Origin of the sequence: Streptomyces sp. NPDC055966 (assembly GCF_042269865.1) — a bacterium.
Taxonomy (GTDB): domain Bacteria; phylum Actinomycetota; class Actinomycetes; order Streptomycetales; family Streptomycetaceae; genus Streptomyces.
This window is the reverse complement of the sequence record NZ_JBHJYK010000010.1, coordinates 138,177-155,036: the sequence shown is the minus strand read 5'-3', so window position 1 is coordinate 155,036 and position 16,860 is coordinate 138,177. Positions and strand designations below refer to the sequence as shown.

The 16,860-nt window shown below is 70.8% G+C and carries 20 protein-coding genes; 19 read left to right on the top strand and 1 reads right to left on the bottom strand.

Annotated features, from left to right (window positions below; genetic code table 11):
• Positions 1-413 precede the first annotated feature (413 nt).
• The 17 genes from ACFC8N_RS22435 to ACFC8N_RS22355 all read left to right on the top strand — a co-directional run bounded on the left by ACFC8N_RS22435 (position 414) and on the right by ACFC8N_RS22355 (position 13,690).
• Entirely contained in the window at positions 414-1,010 is a 597-nt protein-coding gene (locus ACFC8N_RS22435; protein WP_067041283.1) for a hypothetical protein, read from the top strand.
• Positions 1,011-1,315: 305 nt separating this feature from the next.
• A complete protein-coding gene (rpsP, locus tag ACFC8N_RS22430; protein ID WP_093498844.1) occupies positions 1,316-1,735 on the top strand; it encodes a 30S ribosomal protein S16 in 420 nt (139 codons plus the stop codon).
• A 5-nt stretch (positions 1,736-1,740) separates the two neighbouring features.
• Positions 1,741-1,980: an RNA-binding protein gene (locus ACFC8N_RS22425; protein WP_003973401.1), complete on the top strand. Its 240-nt coding sequence runs from the start codon at positions 1,741-1,743 to the stop codon at positions 1,978-1,980.
• Positions 1,981-2,062: 82 nt separating this feature from the next.
• Positions 2,063-2,629: a ribosome maturation factor RimM gene (rimM, locus tag ACFC8N_RS22420; protein ID WP_356024549.1), complete on the top strand. Its 567-nt coding sequence runs from the start codon at positions 2,063-2,065 to the stop codon at positions 2,627-2,629.
• A complete protein-coding gene (trmD, locus tag ACFC8N_RS22415; protein WP_356024547.1) occupies positions 2,629-3,462 on the top strand; it encodes a tRNA (guanosine(37)-N1)-methyltransferase TrmD in 834 nt (277 codons plus the stop codon). Before rimM ends, trmD begins: the two co-directional genes overlap by 1 nt.
• Before the next feature lie 135 nt (positions 3,463-3,597).
• Positions 3,598-3,948, top strand: coding sequence for a 50S ribosomal protein L19 (rplS, locus tag ACFC8N_RS22410; RefSeq protein WP_071370661.1), 351 nt, complete (start codon positions 3,598-3,600; stop codon positions 3,946-3,948).
• Between the two features lie 45 nt (positions 3,949-3,993).
• Positions 3,994-4,689 carry a signal peptidase I gene (lepB, locus tag ACFC8N_RS22405; protein ID WP_356024544.1) on the top strand — a complete coding sequence of 232 codons (696 nt, stop codon included), beginning with the start codon at positions 3,994-3,996 and terminating at the stop codon, positions 4,687-4,689.
• Positions 4,682-5,773 (top strand): signal peptidase I, encoded by a 1,092-nt coding sequence (gene lepB / locus ACFC8N_RS22400; RefSeq protein ID WP_362823494.1) that lies wholly within the window; start codon positions 4,682-4,684, stop codon positions 5,771-5,773. Before lepB (ACFC8N_RS22405) ends, lepB (ACFC8N_RS22400) begins: the two co-directional genes overlap by 8 nt.
• Positions 5,661-6,677 (top strand): signal peptidase I, encoded by a 1,017-nt coding sequence (gene lepB, locus ACFC8N_RS22395; RefSeq protein ID WP_356024539.1) that lies wholly within the window; start codon positions 5,661-5,663, stop codon positions 6,675-6,677. The genes lepB (ACFC8N_RS22400) and lepB (ACFC8N_RS22395) overlap by 113 nt, the downstream gene beginning before the upstream one ends.
• 168 nt (positions 6,678-6,845) lie before the next feature.
• Positions 6,846-7,631, top strand: a complete 786-nt coding sequence (gene lepB, locus ACFC8N_RS22390; RefSeq protein WP_356024537.1) for a signal peptidase I — start codon at positions 6,846-6,848, stop codon at positions 7,629-7,631.
• Entirely contained in the window at positions 7,621-8,145 is a 525-nt protein-coding gene (locus ACFC8N_RS22385) for an NUDIX hydrolase (protein ID WP_356024535.1), read from the top strand. The genes lepB (ACFC8N_RS22390) and ACFC8N_RS22385 overlap by 11 nt, the downstream gene beginning before the upstream one ends.
• A gap of 56 nt (positions 8,146-8,201) precedes the next feature.
• Complete coding sequence (locus tag ACFC8N_RS22380; RefSeq protein WP_014675276.1) at positions 8,202-8,510, top strand: DUF2469 domain-containing protein; 309 nt, start codon at positions 8,202-8,204, stop codon at positions 8,508-8,510.
• A gap of 129 nt (positions 8,511-8,639) precedes the next feature.
• Positions 8,640-9,032 (top strand): YraN family protein, encoded by a 393-nt coding sequence (locus ACFC8N_RS22375; RefSeq protein WP_376289258.1) that lies wholly within the window; start codon positions 8,640-8,642, stop codon positions 9,030-9,032.
• On the top strand, positions 9,033-10,658 hold the full coding sequence (locus ACFC8N_RS22370; protein ID WP_376289256.1) for a YifB family Mg chelatase-like AAA ATPase: 1,626 nt from the start codon (positions 9,033-9,035) through the stop codon (positions 10,656-10,658).
• Positions 10,655-11,812: a DNA-processing protein DprA gene (gene dprA / locus ACFC8N_RS22365; protein ID WP_356024528.1), complete on the top strand. Its 1,158-nt coding sequence runs from the start codon at positions 10,655-10,657 to the stop codon at positions 11,810-11,812. Before ACFC8N_RS22370 ends, dprA begins: the two co-directional genes overlap by 4 nt.
• A gap of 347 nt (positions 11,813-12,159) precedes the next feature.
• The gene (gene whiG, locus ACFC8N_RS22360; protein WP_071370652.1) at positions 12,160-13,002 is read left to right on the top strand and encodes an RNA polymerase sigma factor WhiG; all 843 of its coding nucleotides are present in this window, start codon (positions 12,160-12,162) and stop codon (positions 13,000-13,002) included.
• Between the two features lie 130 nt (positions 13,003-13,132).
• Positions 13,133-13,690 carry a helix-turn-helix domain-containing protein gene (locus ACFC8N_RS22355; RefSeq protein ID WP_356024736.1) on the top strand — a complete coding sequence of 186 codons (558 nt, stop codon included), beginning with the start codon at positions 13,133-13,135 and terminating at the stop codon, positions 13,688-13,690.
• Positions 13,691-13,927: 237 nt separating this feature from the next.
• Here ACFC8N_RS22355 and ACFC8N_RS22350 read toward each other — a convergent pair whose 3' ends face one another.
• The gene (locus tag ACFC8N_RS22350) at positions 13,928-14,503 is read right to left on the bottom strand and encodes a murein hydrolase activator EnvC family protein (RefSeq protein ID WP_376289254.1); all 576 of its coding nucleotides are present in this window, start codon (positions 14,501-14,503) and stop codon (positions 13,928-13,930) included.
• A gap of 285 nt (positions 14,504-14,788) precedes the next feature.
• Here ACFC8N_RS22350 and rpsB point away from each other — a divergent pair, with 285 nt between their 5' ends.
• Together rpsB and tsf are read left to right on the top strand one after the other, a co-directional pair.
• The gene (rpsB, locus tag ACFC8N_RS22345) at positions 14,789-15,703 is read left to right on the top strand and encodes a 30S ribosomal protein S2 (protein ID WP_356024524.1); all 915 of its coding nucleotides are present in this window, start codon (positions 14,789-14,791) and stop codon (positions 15,701-15,703) included.
• A gap of 174 nt (positions 15,704-15,877) precedes the next feature.
• Positions 15,878-16,714 carry a translation elongation factor Ts gene (tsf, locus tag ACFC8N_RS22340; RefSeq protein ID WP_356024522.1) on the top strand — a complete coding sequence of 279 codons (837 nt, stop codon included), beginning with the start codon at positions 15,878-15,880 and terminating at the stop codon, positions 16,712-16,714.
• Positions 16,715-16,860: the final 146 nt, after the last annotated feature.

The following is a 16,860-nucleotide window of genomic DNA, read 5'->3' as shown; positions in this document are numbered from 1 at the left end:
GCGTCCAGGGGTCGTGGAGCCCCGCTTGAGGTCCGGGTGTGTCTGTGGCGAGATTTCACATCCCGGCAATCTGGACGGCCGTACGGTGTGCGTTCCCGCGGCGGGGCCGGTGCCAGGGGTCCGGGCGGTGCGCGGTAACGTCACGGCCGTCACGGACGCAGATCAAGACGAGACGTGACGCCGATCGCGGCCGAAACGTCTCTTGCGCATTCCCGACCTCACCCCGCAGTGGGCACTACGCGCCGGATCGTACGGCGGACTACGCACCAGCTTGTTACGAGCTGTGAGGCTTCTCCGCAGATCAGCGCACCCGCCCTCGTCAGGACGCATCAGCGGCAACTGACGGGTACGTGCAAAATATTTGGGATGACCCGGAATAGGAACACATTCGAGCTCCCGCTCGTTGTCATTACGTGAGCACGACACAGACACCACCTGTTCTCGCCGCGGAGCTGGCACAGGCGTGGGCCGACATTCAGCGGTACCACCCCGAGCTGCCGGACCTCGCCGCGCCAGAGTCCCTGATCGGAGAGTCGTCGTCCGCGTGCGGTCACGAGCTCTCCTTCGAACGACTGCTGCATGAGGCAGTCCACGGCATCGCAGCCGCCCGTGGGATCCGCGACACCTCCCGCGCCGGCCGATACCACAACCGCCGTTTCCTGGCGATCGCCGAGGAGCTGGGCCTGGACCATCCCGAGGAGCCGCATCCGAGCAGCGGCTTCTCCCTGGTCACGCTCAACCCCGAGGCGCGGCGGCGCTACCGCCCGACTATCGAGCGGCTCCAGCGCGCGCTGAAGGCCCACACGGCGGCCACGACGTCCGACACCACCCGCAGCTTCCGCGGCCCGGCCGCCCGGCACGGCTCCTCCGGCGGCGGCGTCCGCGTCAAGGCGGTCTGCGACTGCGGCCGCAACGTCCGGGTGGTGCCCTCGGTCCTGGCCCAGGCGCCGATCGTCTGCGGCGGCTGCGGCAAGCCGTTCAGAATCCCGGAGGTCGCCGGAGCGGCGTGACGCGAGCCGCGTACACCGGCATCTCGTGGGTGCCGGAAGCGGGCTCCTCGCCGCGGGCAGCGGACAGCGCATCCGACGTGATCTCACCTCCACGCCGGATGCCTGTCCGGCATGCCCGGATACGGCGCAGAACCCCTCGGCCGGAAGCGACCCGCAGGGTATGGCACAATGGCTAGCTGTACTCGACAGCCGCACAGGACCCCTCTCTCCTCCGGCTGACGCGTCCATCGGGCACTCGGGTACCGCAACCCCACGCGGCAATCTCGCCGTGCCCAACCACGTCAAATCCAGGAGAACCCACTCCCGTGGCAGTCAAGATCAAGCTGAAGCGTCTGGGCAAGATCCGTTCGCCTCACTACCGCATCGTCGTCGCCGACTCCCGCACCCGCCGTGACGGCCGTGCGATCGAGGAGATCGGCAAGTACCACCCGACCTACAACCCGTCGGTCATCGAGGTGGACGCCGACCGCGTGGCGTACTGGCTGGGTGTCGGCGCGCAGCCGACCGAGCCCGTCCTCGCCATCCTGAAGAAGACCGGCGACTGGCAGAAGTTCAAGGGCGAGCCCGCCCCGGCGCCGCTGCTGGTCGCCGCCCCGAAGGCGACCCGTCCGTCGTTCGAGGCGCTCGGCGGCGACGACGAGGGCAAGGGTGAGGCGATCACCCAGAAGAAGAAGGCTGAGAAGAAGGACGAGGCCGCGGCTGAGTCCGAGTCGACCGAGGCCTGAGCAGCATGCTCGAAGAGGCGCTTGAGCACCTCGTGAAGGGCATCGTCGACAACCCTGACGATGTGCAGGTCGCCTCGCGCAACCTGCGCCGCGGGCGCGTGCTGGAGGTCCGGGTCCACCCCGACGACCTCGGCAAGGTAATCGGCCGCAACGGCCGTACCGCGCGCGCTCTGCGTACCGTCGTGGGCGCCATCGGCGGCCGCGGTGTCCGCGTCGACCTCGTCGACGTGGACCACGTCCGCTGACGCTTCATCGCAACCGGCTCGGGCCGGGGAGGGCCCTTGGGCCGTCCCCGGCCCGTAGTCGTATGACAGGAGACCAAGCACAGTGCAGCTCGTAGTCGCACGGATCGGCCGCGCCCACGGCATCAAGGGCGAGGTCACCGTGGAGGTACGCACCGACGAACCCGAGCTCAGGCTCGCGCCCGGCGCCGTACTCGCCACCGATCCCGCCGCCGCGGGACCGCTCACCATCGAGACCGGCCGGGTGCACAGCGGCCGTCTGCTCCTGCGCTTCGAGGGCGTCAAGGACCGCAACGGCGCCGAGGCCCTCCGCAACACGCTCCTCATCGCCGAGATCGACCCCGAGGAACTCCCCGAGGGCGAGGACGAGTACTACGACCACCAGCTCATGGACCTCGACGTGGTCACCGAGGACGGGCAGGAGGTCGGCCGGATCACCGAGATCTCGCACCTGCCGTCCCAGGACCTGTTCATCGTGGAGCGCCCCGACGGCAGCGAGGTGATGATCCCCTTCGTGGAGGAGATCGTCACCGAGATCGACCTGGCGGAGCAGAAGGCCGTCATCGCGCCCCCGCCGGGCCTGATCGACGACCGTGCGGAGATCGACTCCAACCGGGAAGAGCCGGGGGAACAGTCCGGAGAAGAGTCGTAATGCGCCTGGACGTCGTCACGATCTTCCCCGAGTACCTCGAACCGCTGAACGTCTCCCTCGTCGGCAAGGCACGCGCGCGTGGACAGCTGAACGTCCAGGTGCACGACCTGCGCGCGTGGACGTACGACCGGCACAACACGGTCGACGACACCCCGTACGGCGGCGGCCCCGGCATGGTCATGAAGACCGGCCCCTGGGGCGACGCCCTCGACACGGTCCTCGCCGACGGCTACGAGACCGGCGCGAGCGCCCCCGCGATCATCGTGCCCACACCCAGCGGCCGCCCCTTCACCCAGGAACTGGCCGTGGAGCTCTCCGAGCGACCCTGGCTGATCTTCACGCCGGCCCGCTACGAGGGCATCGACCGGCGCGTCACGGACGAGTACGCGACCCGGGTGCCCGTCTACGAGGTCTCCATCGGCGACTACGTCCTGGCCGGCGGCGAGGCGGCCGTCCTCGTCATCACCGAGGCCGTGGCCCGGCTGCTGCCCGGCGTCCTCGGCAACGCCGAGTCCCACCGCGACGACTCCTTCGCGCCCGGTGCCATGGCGAGCCTGCTGGAGGGCCCCGTCTACACCAAGCCGCCCGTCTGGCGCGGCCGGGACATCCCCGAGGTGCTGCTCAGCGGCCACCACGGCAAGATCGCCCGCTGGCGCCGCGACGAGGCCCTGACGCGTACGACCGCGCACCGGCCCGATCTGATCGAGCGCTGCGACCCCAAGGCCTTCGACAAGAAGGACCGCGAGATGCTCTCGATCCTGGGCTGGGAGCCCGACCCCGGAGGAGAGCCGTTCGGCCGATTTTGGCGGCGGGCCCAGGGCATGGAAGAATAGCTCGCTGTTGTGCGTCCGTCCGGTGTGCGCCCCTGCCGCAGGGGGACACGACGCCCGCCCCGACGCGCACGGCAGACCTCTTGTACACCTAGTTTCCGTTGATGACCTGTGGCATCAGCGAAGAAAGCAGACGAAATGTCTCACCTGCTCGACTCCGTCGACGCCGCGTCGCTGCGCAGCGACGTCCCGGCCTTCCGCCCGGGCGACACCGTCAACGTCCACGTCCGCGTCATCGAGGGCAACCGCTCCCGTGTGCAGCAGTTCAAGGGCGTTGTGATCCGCCGCCAGGGCTCCGGCGTCCGCGAGACCTTCACGGTCCGCAAGGTCTCGTTCTCCGTCGGCGTCGAGCGCACCTTCCCGGTGCACACCCCGATCGTCGAGAAGATCGAGCTCGTCACCCGTGGTGACGTGCGCCGCGCCAAGCTGTACTACCTCCGTGACCTGCGCGGCAAGGCCGCGAAGATCAAGGAGAAGCGCGACAACTGAGCGCACCGCGGAGCCCATAGCGAGGCGGGATAGCATCTCGCCCCGATGGACACCGAAGCGCAGCCGACGGAACGCGACCGCCCCTCCCACCCGGAATCCCCGGGGCCGGAGGAACGGTCGCGTTTCGCGTTGGTGTCGCGGATCACCGACTGGCTGCCGGGCGGCCGCATCACCCTCACCCTCTTCGTCTGCCTGGCGTTTTTGCTGCTCCTCAACGCATTCGTGGTGCAACCGTTCCAGATTCCGAGCGGATCGATGGAGCAGGGCTTGAGGATCGGCGACCGCATTCTCGTAGATAAGTTGGCGTACCGTTTCGGAGCCCGGCCGCGCCGCGGCGACGTGATCGTGTTCGACGGCTCCGGGTACTTCGGGGACGCCGACTACGTCAAACGCGTGGTCGGGGTAGGGGGAGACCATGTGGTCTGCTGCGACAAGAAGGGACGGATCGAGGTGAACGGCCGCGCGGTCGACGAGTCGTCCTTCCTCTATCCCGGGGACAGCGCCTCCAGCGTGCCTTTCGATGTCTCGGTGCCCGAGGGGCGCCTGTTCGTCCTCGGGGACCACCGCAGCGACTCCCGCGACTCCCGCGACCACCTCGGCTCGCCCGGCGGCGGCATGATCCCGGTCGGCGACGTCATCGGCCGGGCCGACTGGATCGTCTGGCCGTACGCCCACTGGACACATCTGACGCGACCCTCCGCCTACGCGCGCGTGCCGTCCGCGGACGGTGCGCATGGGTAACCGCGGCAAACCACGCGGGGTGCCGGCCGGTCCCGCCGACAACCTGCTGCCCACGGGAGCGCGCCGCACCTCGGCGCCCGGCGGCGGCCGCACGCGCGCGGAACGGCGCAAGCTCCAGCGCAAGGTCAAGCGCAAGCGCAGGCGTTCAGCCGTTCGTGAGGTCCCTCTTCTGGTCGGCGTCGCCGTCCTCATCGCGCTCGTCCTGAAGACCTTCCTCGTCCAGGCCTTCGTGATCCCGTCCGGCTCCATGGAGCAGACGATCCGGATCGGCGACCGCGTCCTGGTCGACAAGTTCACGCCGTGGTTCGGCTCCGAGCCACAGCGCGGGGACGTCGTCGTCTTCCACGACCCCGGTGGCTGGCTCGCCGACGAGCAGACCACCAAGACGAACGACCCCATCGTCGTCAAGCAGGTCAAGGAAGGCCTCACCTTCATCGGCCTGCTGCCCTCGGACAATGAGAAGGACCTGATCAAGCGGGTCATCGGGGTCGGCGGCGACCATGTCAAGTGCTGTGACGCGCAGGGCCGGATGACCGTCAACGGCACCCCGCTCACCGAGGGCAACTACATCTACCCGGGCGACGCCCCGTCTGCGATGCGCTTCGACATCACCGTCCCCAAGGGCCGGCTGTGGGTGATGGGTGACCACCGGGGCAACTCCGCGGACTCCCGGTTCCACATGAACACGCCCTACGGCGGCACGGTCTCCGTGGACTCCGTCGTCGGCCGGGCCGTCGCCATCGGCTGGCCCTTCGACCACTGGACCCGTCTCCAGGAACCTAAAACCTTCGCAAGCGTCGCCCACTCCGTGTCGGGTACGGCCGCCGCTCCCGTGCTGTCGCATAGGGTTACCCCCGAGAATCCGAACGGAATCACTCAGCTCCCGACCCCTGCGGAACTCCCGCTCGTTATGGGAGTGGTGGGCCTGCGCCGTGTCACGGGCAGGCGGTGGCACAGAGTAAGGAGTTGGCGTGGGGGATGTGGCGGTTGGCGCACGGTCGGGACACGACGGCGAAGAGCACCGCGGGCACCCCGTGGAAGCGAACGCCAGCGGCCCGGACGGCGCCGTGACCTCCGGGAATGACGAGATGACGGACGACGACGGCACGCGGGACGACGAGCAGCGGCCCCCCGGGGCGGACGGCACGGGCGAGGGCGGGGCCGCCCCCGCGCCGAGGAAACCCCGCTCCTTCTGGAAGGAGCTGCCGATCCTCATCGGCATCGCGCTGGTCCTGGCGCTGCTGATCAAGACGTTCCTGGTGCAGGCGTTCTCGATTCCGTCGGACTCGATGCAGAACACCCTCCAACAGGGTGACCGTGTCCTGGTCGACAAGCTCACCCCGTGGTTCGGCTCCGAGCCCGAGCGGGGCGAGGTGGTCGTCTTCCACGACCCGGACAACTGGCTGGCGGGCGAGCCGACGCCGACCCCGAACCCGGTGCAGAAGGTCCTGAGCTGGATCGGCCTGATGCCGTCGGCGGAGGAGAAGGACCTGATCAAGCGGGTGATCGGAGTCGGCGGCGACACGGTCGAGTGCAAGAACTCGGGCCCGCTGCTGGTCAACGGCCACCCGCTGAACGAGCCGTACGTCTACCCCGGCAACACGCCGTGCAGCGTGGACGACCAGGGCGGCCAGTTCAAGGTGACGGTCCCCCAGGGATACATCTGGGTGATGGGCGACCACCGCCAGAACTCCCGCGACTCGCGCTACAACCAGACCGACAAGCACCACGGCATGGTCCCGGTCAGCGACGTCGTGGGCCGCGCGATCGTCAAGGCCTGGCCGATCAACCGTTGGGGCACCCTGCCCGTCCCGGACACCTTCGACCAGCCCAACCTGAACCAGCAGTCCTCCGCGTCCGCCGCCCTCACGGTGGCCCCGCAGGGCGTGGCCATCGCGGCGGTGCTGCCGGTGGTGGTGTGGCGGCGCAGCCGCCGGGACCGGCTGGAGTCCAAGACGCGGCAGAAGGCGTCCGCGGGCGGCAAGTGACCACGAAGGGCCCGGTGCGCACCGACTCGTCGATGCGCACCGGGCCTTCCGCGTGTCCGTGACGACGAGGCGATCCGGAGGCCGTGAGTCCGGCGGTGGCCGAGCCTTTGCCGCCGGTCCGCGACAGGGGCTGCCCCCGCCCGGTACCGCCGGGTAGGGTGCGGATCCATGAGCGGCGAGAGCACGACGCGTACGGCCCCGCGCAGCGGCGGGACAGGCACGGCACAGGCCGGCGGCAGCCGGCTCGGACAGCGGTTGTCCGGGGTGGCCGTCGCACTCGGTCTGGTGCTGTTCCTCGGCGGATTCGCCTGGGGAGCGGTGTCCTACCGGCCCTACACCGTGCCCACCAGCTCCATGACCCCCACCATCGACGCCGGCGATCGCGTACTGGCCCAGCGTGTCCACGGCGGTGACGTCCGCCGCGGTGACGTCGTCGTCTTCGAGGACAAGACCTGGGTCACCAACTCCAAGGTGGTCAAGCGGGTTGTCGCGGTCGGCGGTGACACCGTCTCCTGCTGCACGAACGGCAAGCTGACCGTCAACGGCAAGCAGATCGACGAACCGTATCTGCCCAAGGGCAGCCTGGCCGAGAACATGAACTTCCCGACCGTGACCGTGCCCAGGGGCCGCCTCTTCCTCCTCGGCGACGAGCGTCAGGGCTCCCTCGACTCCACCGCCCACCTCACCGACGCGGCCAAGGGCACGGTCTCCAGCGACGCCGTCTCCGCGCGCGTGGACGCCGTCGTCTGGCCCTGGAAGGGCATGCTGGGGCGCCCCACCGGCTTCGAGACCCTGGGCCCCCTCTCCCAGCCCGGGCCGCTGCGCATCATCGAGCTCGTGATCGTCGCCGGTGCCGTGCTGGTGCTCGTCGGCGGTGCCTACGGTCCTGTCGCCGCGCGCACGGGCCGCTCCCGCGCGCGCGGTGCCCGGCCGGAGGCGGCCGGTGCCCGCTGAGGCCGCGCGGACCGGCGAGGAGACGTACGAGGGCGGGCTGCGCAAGGTGGCCCGGGTGGTCCTTCTCGACCCGGACGACCGCATCCTGCTCCTGCACGGCCACGAGCCGGGAGACCCGGCGGACGACTGGTGGTTCACCCCCGGCGGCGGCCTGGAGGGAGCCGAGACGCGCGAGCAGGCGGCGCTCAGGGAACTGGCCGAGGAGACGGGCGTCACCGACGTCGTACTCGGCCCGGTGCTGTGGCGGCGCAGGTGCTCCTTCCCCTTCGCAGGCCGTCGCTGGGACCAGGACGAGTGGTACTACCTGGCCCGTACGACACAGACGGCGACCGCACCCACCGCACTGACGGAGCTGGAGCGGCGCAGTGTCGCCGGAGCGCGCTGGTGGACGTGCCGGGAACTGACCCGGGCACATGAGACGGTGTATCCGACCAGACTCGCCGAGCTGCTCCAGCGACTGCTCGACGAGGGTCCCCCGGCCAGTCCCGTGACCCTCGACACCGAAATCGTCTGAGGACACCTGGGACTGGCGCACAATGGTGGGATCGCACGGCTGAAGGGGAACATGCCATGAGCGCCGAGGACCTCGAGAAGTACGAGACCGAGATGGAGCTGAAGCTCTACCGGGAGTACCGAGATGTCGTCGGTCTGTTCAAATACGTGATCGAGACTGAGCGGCGCTTCTACCTCACCAACGACTACGAGATGCAGGTGCACTCGGTCCAGGGCGAGGTGTTCTTCGAGGTGACGATGGCCGATGCCTGGGTCTGGGACATGTACCGGCCGGCTCGGTTCGTCAAGCAGGTACGCGTATTGACGTTCAAGGACGTGAACATCGAAGAGCTGAACAAGAGCGACCTGGAGCTTCCGGGCGGCTGATGACCACCGGCGTCGCCCGGCGGGGCGCGGCACGCCCGGCCCGACGGGGCGAGGTGTACCCGATCGGGTGACGGAGTTTTCCACAACCGGCCGGTAGCTCACCAAGATCAACATGTCTCGGCCGGGTGCGTGACCGTGGGCGCCGGAGGTGGTGCCGACATGAACGCACGAGAAGCACTCGGCAAGTACGGCGAGGACCTGGCAGCCCGGCGGCTCGCCGCATCCGGCATGACGATCCTGGAACGGAACTGGCGCTGCGGGCGGTCCGGCGAGATCGACATCGTGGCGCGCGACGGGGACGCGCTGGTCGTCTGCGAGGTCAAGACCCGCCGGGGCGGCGGCTACGAACACCCGATGGCCGCGGTGGGCCCGGAGAAGGCGGCGAGACTTCGCGAACTGGCCGAACGCTGGATCCAGGCCCACGGAGGGGCGCCCCCGGGCGGCGTCCGCATCGATCTGATCGGCGTCCTGCTGCCCCTGCGCGGTGCCCCGTCCGTCGAGCACGCGCGGGGGGTGGCCTGAATGGGATTCGCCCGCACATGCTCGGTCGCCCTGGTCGGTGTCGAAGGAGTCGTCGTCGAGGTCCAGGCCGACCTGGAACCCGGCGTCGCCGCCTTCACCCTGGTCGGCCTCCCGGACAAGAGCCTGTCGGAGAGCCGGGACCGGGTCAGGGCGGCGGTGGTGAACTCGGGCGGCGAGTGGCCGCAGAAGAAACTCACCGTCGGGCTCAGCCCGGCATCGGTGCCGAAAGCCGGCTCGGGCTTCGACCTGGCCGTCGCCTGCGCGGTGCTCGGCGCCGCCGAACGGATCGATCCCCGCGTCCTCGCCGACATCGTCATGATCGGCGAGCTGGGCCTGGACGGCCGGGTACGGCCGGTGCGGGGCATCCTGCCCGCGGTGCTGGCGGCGGCCGGCGCCGGCTACGAGCAGGTGGTCGTGCCCGAATGCGCCGCCGCGGAGGCCTCGTTGGTACCCGGGGTGTCCGTGCTCGGCGTCCGCAGCCTGCGCCAGCTCGTCGCGGTCCTCACCGACGAACCCGTCCCCGACGAGGAACCGGACGAGCAGGGCCGCCCGGACCCGCTCCTGGCCGGTCTGCGCATGCCCGGCACCGGCGCGGCCACCGGCATGCACAGCGGTGGGGCCGCACAGCACGACCACGAGCACGACCTGGCGGACGTCGTCGGCCAGACCTCGGCCCGTACGGCCGTGGAGGTGGCCGCCGCCGGAGGACACCACCTGTTCCTCGAAGGACCGCCGGGCGCGGGCAAGACCATGCTCGCCGAACGGCTGCCCGCCGTCCTTCCCCGGCTCACCCGGGAGGAATCGCTGGAGGTCACGGCCGTGCACTCGGTGGCCGGACTGCTGCCACCGGGCAAACCGCTCATCGACGTCGCCCCCTACTGCGCCCCGCACCACTCGGCCACCATGCAGTCACTCGTCGGCGGCGGCCCCGGCATCGCACGCCCCGGCGCCGTGTCCCTCGCCCATCGCGGAATCCTGTTTCTCGACGAGGCGCCGGAGTTCCACAGCCAGACCCTCGACGCGCTGCGCCAGCCCCTGGAGTCGGGGCACGTGGTGATCGCGCGCAGCGCCGGCGTCGTGCGGTTCCCGGCCCGCTTCCTGCTGGTGCTGGCGGCCAACCCCTGCCCCTGCGGCCGCTTCTCGCAACGCGACTCGCTGTGCGAGTGCCCGCCGTCGGCGATCCGCCGCTACCAGTCCCGGCTCTCCGGCCCGCTGCTGGACCGGGTGGACCTGCGCGTCGAGGTCGACCCGGTCACACGCGCCCAGCTCACCGACCCCGGAGCCCGGGGCGAGCCGACGGCGACCGTGGCCGGGCGGGTGCGGCAGGCCCGGGACAGGGCGGCGGCCCGTCTCGCCGGCACCGCGTGGCGCACCAACAGCGAGGTGCCCGGCCGGGAGCTGCGCAGCCGCTATCACGCGGCGCCCGGCGCGATGGACGAGGCCGAGCGCAACCTCGAACGGGGCGTGCTCACCGCCCGCGGGATCGACAGGGTCCTGCGCGTCGCCTGGACGGTCGCCGACCTCGTCGGACACGACCGGCCGGACGCGACGGACGTCGCCCTGGCCCTGCAACTGCGCACCGGAGTGCCGCGCGGTGTGCCGATGGCCATCGGGGCGCTGACATGACGGCGGACGACAGCCCCGACGACGAACTGCTCGGCCGGATCTTCCTCACCCGCGTCATCGAGCCCGGGGACGAGGCCGGGGGCCGCTGGGTGCGGGAGTTCGGGGTGGGGGAGGTGGTGCGGCGGTTGCGGGGCGGCGAGGCGCTGCCGGGGGTGAGCGAGCAGCGCTGGGCGGGGCTGGTCGCGCGGGCCGGGCAGGCCGATGCCGGGCGGGATCTGGAGGCGGCCGCGAGAGCGGGGGCGCGGTTCGTGGCACCCCGCGACGCGGAGTGGCCCCGGCAGCTCGACGACCTCGGGGACGGCCGGCCGCTCGGGCTGTGGGTGCGCGGGCGGCCCAGCCTGCGGGTCTGGGCGCTGAGATCCGTGGCCGTCGTGGGGGCGCGGGCCTGCACCGAGTACGGGGCCCATGCGGCCGCCGCCCTCGCCAGCGGGCTCGCCGAGCGGGGCTGGGTGGTGGTGTCCGGCGGGGCCTACGGCATCGACGGCGCCGCCCACCGAGGCGCCCTCGCCGCCCGCGGAGCCACCGTCGCCGTCCTGGCCTGCGGTGTCGACCGCCCCTACCCCCGCGGCCACGCCGCCCTGATCGGCAGGATCGCGGAGCAGGGACTGGTCGTGGGCGAGCTGCCGCCGGGCGACCACCCGACGCCGAGCCGGTTCATCCTGCGCAACCGCGTCATCGCCGCACTGACCCGAGGCACCGTCGTCGTGGAGGCCGCCCAGCGCAGCGGCTCCCTGTCCACCGCGCGGGCCGCACAGCGCCTCGGCCGGTTCACCATGGGCGTGCCCGGCCCCGTGACCAGCGCACTCTCCGTCGGCGTGCACGAACTGCTGCGGGGCGAGGCCGCCCTGGTCACCGATGCCGCGGAGGTCGTCGAGCTGGTCGGCGACATCGGCGAGCTGGCGCCGGTGCGGCGCGGCCCCGTACTTCCGCGCGATCTGCTGGATCCCCCCGTCCGGGCCGTGCTCGCCGCCCTGCCCGGCGACCGCGCGGCCCCCGCCGACGAGATCGCGCTCGGCGCGCGGACCACGCGGGACGAGGCGATCGCGAGACTGTACGAACTCCGAGCACTTGGCTACGTCGAACGACACGGCGACGGCTGGAAGTTGACACGCCAGGCGGTGATGTCCGTCCGCACCGGTCGCGATCCCCGCTGACCCGGAGGGTTCGGCCGTCCGGGGGAATCCCCGACGCCCTTGATGTTTCCCGGAGTTGGCGTCGTCGGCCGGTCACGCGGAGCGGGTCGCGCAGCGCGCCCGCGAGACCGGCCGGAGGGCCCGCGCAGGGGTGGAGCCTCGCTGTTCGCACACCGCGACACCTCAGTCACGCTACGCTCACGAAGACAGTGATACAGATCGCACCAACTCGACATCAGACCGACAGCTCACCCAGGCAGCCCATTCACCCACCAACCCCACCCCCGCCGGCCCGCGGCACCCACGACACCCCACGGCGCTTCACAGCACTTCACAGCACTTCACGGCAGAACGGCACTAGGCGACGAATGCCCCAGCACACCTCCGGGTCAGACCGGGCGGCGATCCCCCCAGCCGCCCGCGACGGTGGCAGCGTGCGGCCGCCCGCTCCCTCGACGCTCGACGAGCTGTGGCGGTCGTACAAGGCGACGGGGGACGACCGGCTGCGGGAGCAGCTGATCCTGCACTACTCGCCGCTCGTGAAGTACGTGGCGGGCCGGGTGAGCGTCGGGCTGCCGCCCAACGTGGAGCAGGCCGACTTCGTCTCCTCCGGGGTCTTCGGGCTGATCGACGCGATCGAGAAGTTCGACATCGACCGGGAGATCAAGTTCGAGACGTACGCGATCACCCGGATCCGGGGCGCGATGATCGACGAGCTGCGGGCGCTGGACTGGATCCCGCGCTCGGTGCGGCAGAAGGCGCGCAACGTGGAGCGGGCCTACGCCACCCTGGAGGCGCGGCTGCGGCGCACCCCGAGCGAGGGCGAGGTCGCCGCCGAGCTGGAGATGGAGGTGGACGAACTCCACGCAGTGTTCAGTCAGTTGTCGCTGGCCAACGTGGTCGCCCTGGAGGAGCTGCTGCACGTCGGCGGCGAGGGCGGCGACCGGCTCAGCCTCATGGACACGCTGGAGGACACCGCCGCGGACGATCCGGTGGAGGTGGCCGAGGACCGGGAGCTGCGGAGGTTCCTCGCGCGCGCGATCAACACACTGCCCGAGCGCGAGAAGACCGTGGTCACGCTGTACTACTACGAGGGGCTCACGCTCGCCGAGATCGGCAATGTCCTCGGGGTCACCGAAAGCCGGGTCAGCCAGATCCACACCAAGTCCGTGCTCCAGCTGCGGGCCAAGCTGGCGAGCTTCGGACAGTGAGGCCGGCGCGCGGCCGGTGCCGTCGTGTCGTCGTCCCGGTGCCGGTGGCCGCACAGCGGGTGAGCGGCTCTCCCGCTCGGGTCGAGGCGTCCGTAAAGTGGTCGGCGTGCCAAGGATTCGAGCGGCCTCCGTGGCCGAGCACCGGTCGATGCAGCGAGCCGCCCTGCTGGACGCGGCCCGGTCGTTGCTGTCCGAGGGCGGGACGGAGGCACTGACCTTCCCGGCTCTCGCCGAGCGGACGGGGCTCGCGCGCTCGTCCGTGTACGAGTACTTCCGGTCGCGGGCCGCCGTGGTCGAGGAGCTGTGCGAGGTCGACTTCCCGCTGTGGGCGGCCGAGGTGGCCGCCGCGATGGAGCGGGAGGAGTCGGCCGAGGGCAAGGTCGAGGCGTACGTGCGCAGGCAGCTGGCGCTGGTCGGTGACCGGCGGCACCGGGCCGTCGTGGCCATCTCCGCGAGCGAGCTGGACGCCGGCGCGCGGGAGAAGATCCGGGCGGCGCACGGCGGGCTGGTCGCGATGATCGTCGAGGCACTCGGGGACATGGGGCACGAGCAGCCCCGGCTGGCGGCCATGCTGGTGCAGGGGGTCGTGGACGCGGCGGTGCGCAGGATCGAGCTGGGCGCGGCGGAGGACCCCGCAGCCATCACCGACGCGGCGGTGACGATGGTCCTGCACGGCGTACAGGGCTGACGCCTCCGCCCACGCCGGGCCCGCCACCGGCACCCGGCCGACAGCGACCCCCTCGCCCCGACGGCGCGCGGCCCATCGCCCGGACCGCCTGCGGCTTCACCACCATGGCGGCAAGACCGTCCGTGGCTCCGTCACTGCGGCGGTCGACCTGCCGCGACCGTCCGCCGAGCCGCCACCCCATGGCCCGCGTGGCCCGAACGCTCCCGCGGTCCGGCCGGCCGCTGCTCCAGCACCCCGCTACCGCTCCCCACCGTCCGGCAGTGGTACGTCCAGCACCGGCAGCAATCTCGATGGGCCGCTCTCCCGCAGCCATGGGGGCAGCAGGGACAGTGGGTTCACGTACGTGCCGCCTCGCAGCAGTCCCCAGTGGAGGCACGCCGACGGGCAGTGGGGGTTGCTCGGCTGTTCGAGCGTGCCCACGACATCTCCCGCCCGCACCTCGTCGCCCTCGCGTACCGACGGGCTGACCGGCTCGTAGGTGGTGCGCAGGTCCGTGCCCGTCAGGTCCAGGGACACCACGCCCTGCCCCGCCACCCGCCCCGCGAAGGACACCCGGCCCGGCGCCACCGCCCGGACCGGCGCGCCGGGCGGGGCCGACAGGTCGACGCCGCGGTGGCCCGGGCCGTACGGCATCGCCGGGGGGTTCCAGCCGCGCAGTACAGGCGGCCGTACGCCCACCGGCCAGGTGCGGGCGATCCGGGGCACCGGGGTCTGCGGGGCCGGGGGAGACGGCTCCGCCCAGGCCCAGCGCGGCAGCAGGGCCACCGTTGCCAGACAGAGGAGCACGGCCGTCGGCACCAGGGCGTATCGCATCGCTCGCAGCATGCGAGAACCGTCCCGCACCCCCGCCGATCATGGCCGGAGTCTGTGGACGACTCTCCGGTTGTGGAGAGCGGCGTCACCCGGTGCCCCGGCGGTCCCGTACACTTCTTCTGGCGATCCGGGTCACCGGGTCGACTTCGCACGCCCCGACATCGGGCCGCCAAGCGGTCGGTGTCAGCGCCTCTCGGTCCTTTGCGGCACGGCGCATCGCGGGCGTCAGGCGCGACCGCCGTCCGGCGGACGCGGCACAACCGAGAATTTCGAGGAGATACGGCCATGGCCGTCGTCACGATGCGGGAGCTGCTGGAGAGCGGCGTCCACTTCGGTCACCAGACCCGTCGCTGGAACCCGAAGATGAAGCGCTTCATCTTCACCGAGCGCAACGGCATCTACATCATCGACCTGCTCCAGTCGCTGTCGTACATCGACCGCGCCTACGAGTTCGTCAAGGAGACCGTCGCCCACGGCGGCACGGTCATGTTCGTCGGCACCAAGAAGCAGGCGCAGGAGGCCATCGCCGAGCAGGCCACCCGCGTCGGCATGCCCTACGTCAACCAGCGCTGGCTGGGCGGCATGCTCACCAACTTCTCGACCGTCTACAAGCGTCTGCAGCGCCTCAAGGAGCTTGAGCAGATCGACTTCGAGGACGTCGCCGCGTCGGGTCTGACCAAGAAGGAGCTTCTCGTGCTCTCGCGCGAGAAGGCCAAGCTGGAGAAGACCCTCGGTGGTATCCGCGAGATGCAGAAGGTGCCCAGCGCCGTCTGGATCGTGGACACCAAGAAGGAGCACATCGCCGTTGGTGAGGCCCGGAAGCTCAACATTCCGGTCGTCGCGATCCTCGACACCAACTGCGACCCCGACGAGGTCGACTACAAGATCCCGGGCAACGACGACGCGATCCGCTCCGTCACCCTGCTCACCCGCGTGATCGCCGACGCCGTCGCCGAGGGCCTCATCTCCCGCTCTCGCGTCGCCACCGGTGACAAGGGCGAGAAGGCCGCGGGCGAGCCGCTCGCCGAGTGGGAGCGCGACCTGCTCGAGGGTGAGAAGAAGACGGACTCCGAGGACGCGGCTCCGGCCGCCGAGGCCGAGAAGCCGGCCGAGGCTGCCGCCGAGGCTCCGGCCGCCGAGGCCCCCGCCGCCGAGGCCGCCCCGGCCGAGGAGAAGGCCGCCGAGGGCGAGCAGGCCTGACGCAGGCGTCGACAGCGGGGGCGGAACTGCAACCACAGCGCCCCGGCGCGGTGAAGTCCGCCCCCGCTGTTCACCCGTAGGTCGGCACGATGTATGTGATCCGCGCGTACATGTGGAACGCAAAACCGTGGTGACCTGAAGATCTTCCAGACTTCGAGAAAGACTCACAGACTCATGGCGAACTACACCGCCGCCGACGTCAAGAAGCTCCGTGAGCTCACGGGCGCCGGCATGATGGACTGCAAGAAGGCGCTGGACGAGGCCGAGGGCAACGTCGACAAGGCCGTCGAGGCGCTCCGCATCAAGGGCCAGAAGGGCGTCGCCAAGCGCGAGGGCCGCTCCGCCGAGAACGGCGCCGTGGTCTCCATCATCGCCGACGACAACACCTCCGGCGTCCTCGTCGAGCTGAAGTGCGAGACGGACTTCGTCGCCAAGGGCGAGAAGTTCCAGGCCGTGGCCAACGCCATCGCCGAGCACGTCGCCAAGACCTCCCCGGCCGACATCGAGGCCCTGCTCGCCTCCGAGATCGAGGCCGGCAAGACCGTCCAGGCGTTCGTGGACGAGGCCAACGCCAACCTCGGCGAGAAGATCGTCCTGGACCGCTTCGCGCAGTTCTCCGGCGGTTACGTCACGGCCTACATGCACCGCACCATGCCCGACCTGCCCCCGCAGATCGGTGTCCTGGTCGAGCTGGACAAGCCGAACGCCGAGATCGCCAAGGGTGTCGCCCAGCACATCGCCGCCTTCGCGCCGAAGTACCTCTCCAAGGACGAGGTCCCGGCCGAGGTCGTCGAGTCCGAGCGCCGCGTCGCCGAGGAGACCACCCGCGCCGAGGGCAAGCCCGAGGCCGCCCTGCCGAAGATCGTCGAGGGTCGCCTCAACGGCTTCTTCAAGGACGCCACGCTGCTCGGCCAGCCCTACGCGCTGGACAACAAGAAGTCGGTCCAGAAGGTTCTGGACGAGGCCGGTGTCACCCTGAAGCGCTTCACGCGCATCAAGGTCGGCATCTGAGTCCGTACCGCGATCGACGTACGACCCACAGAGGGATTCCGGGAGCGATCCCGGGAGAAATCCCGATAGGGTCGTAAGCAGTCGTCCGCGTACACCGCCCCACCCCGGCGTGAGGCGGACGGCAGCAGATCTGACGAGGAGGCCAT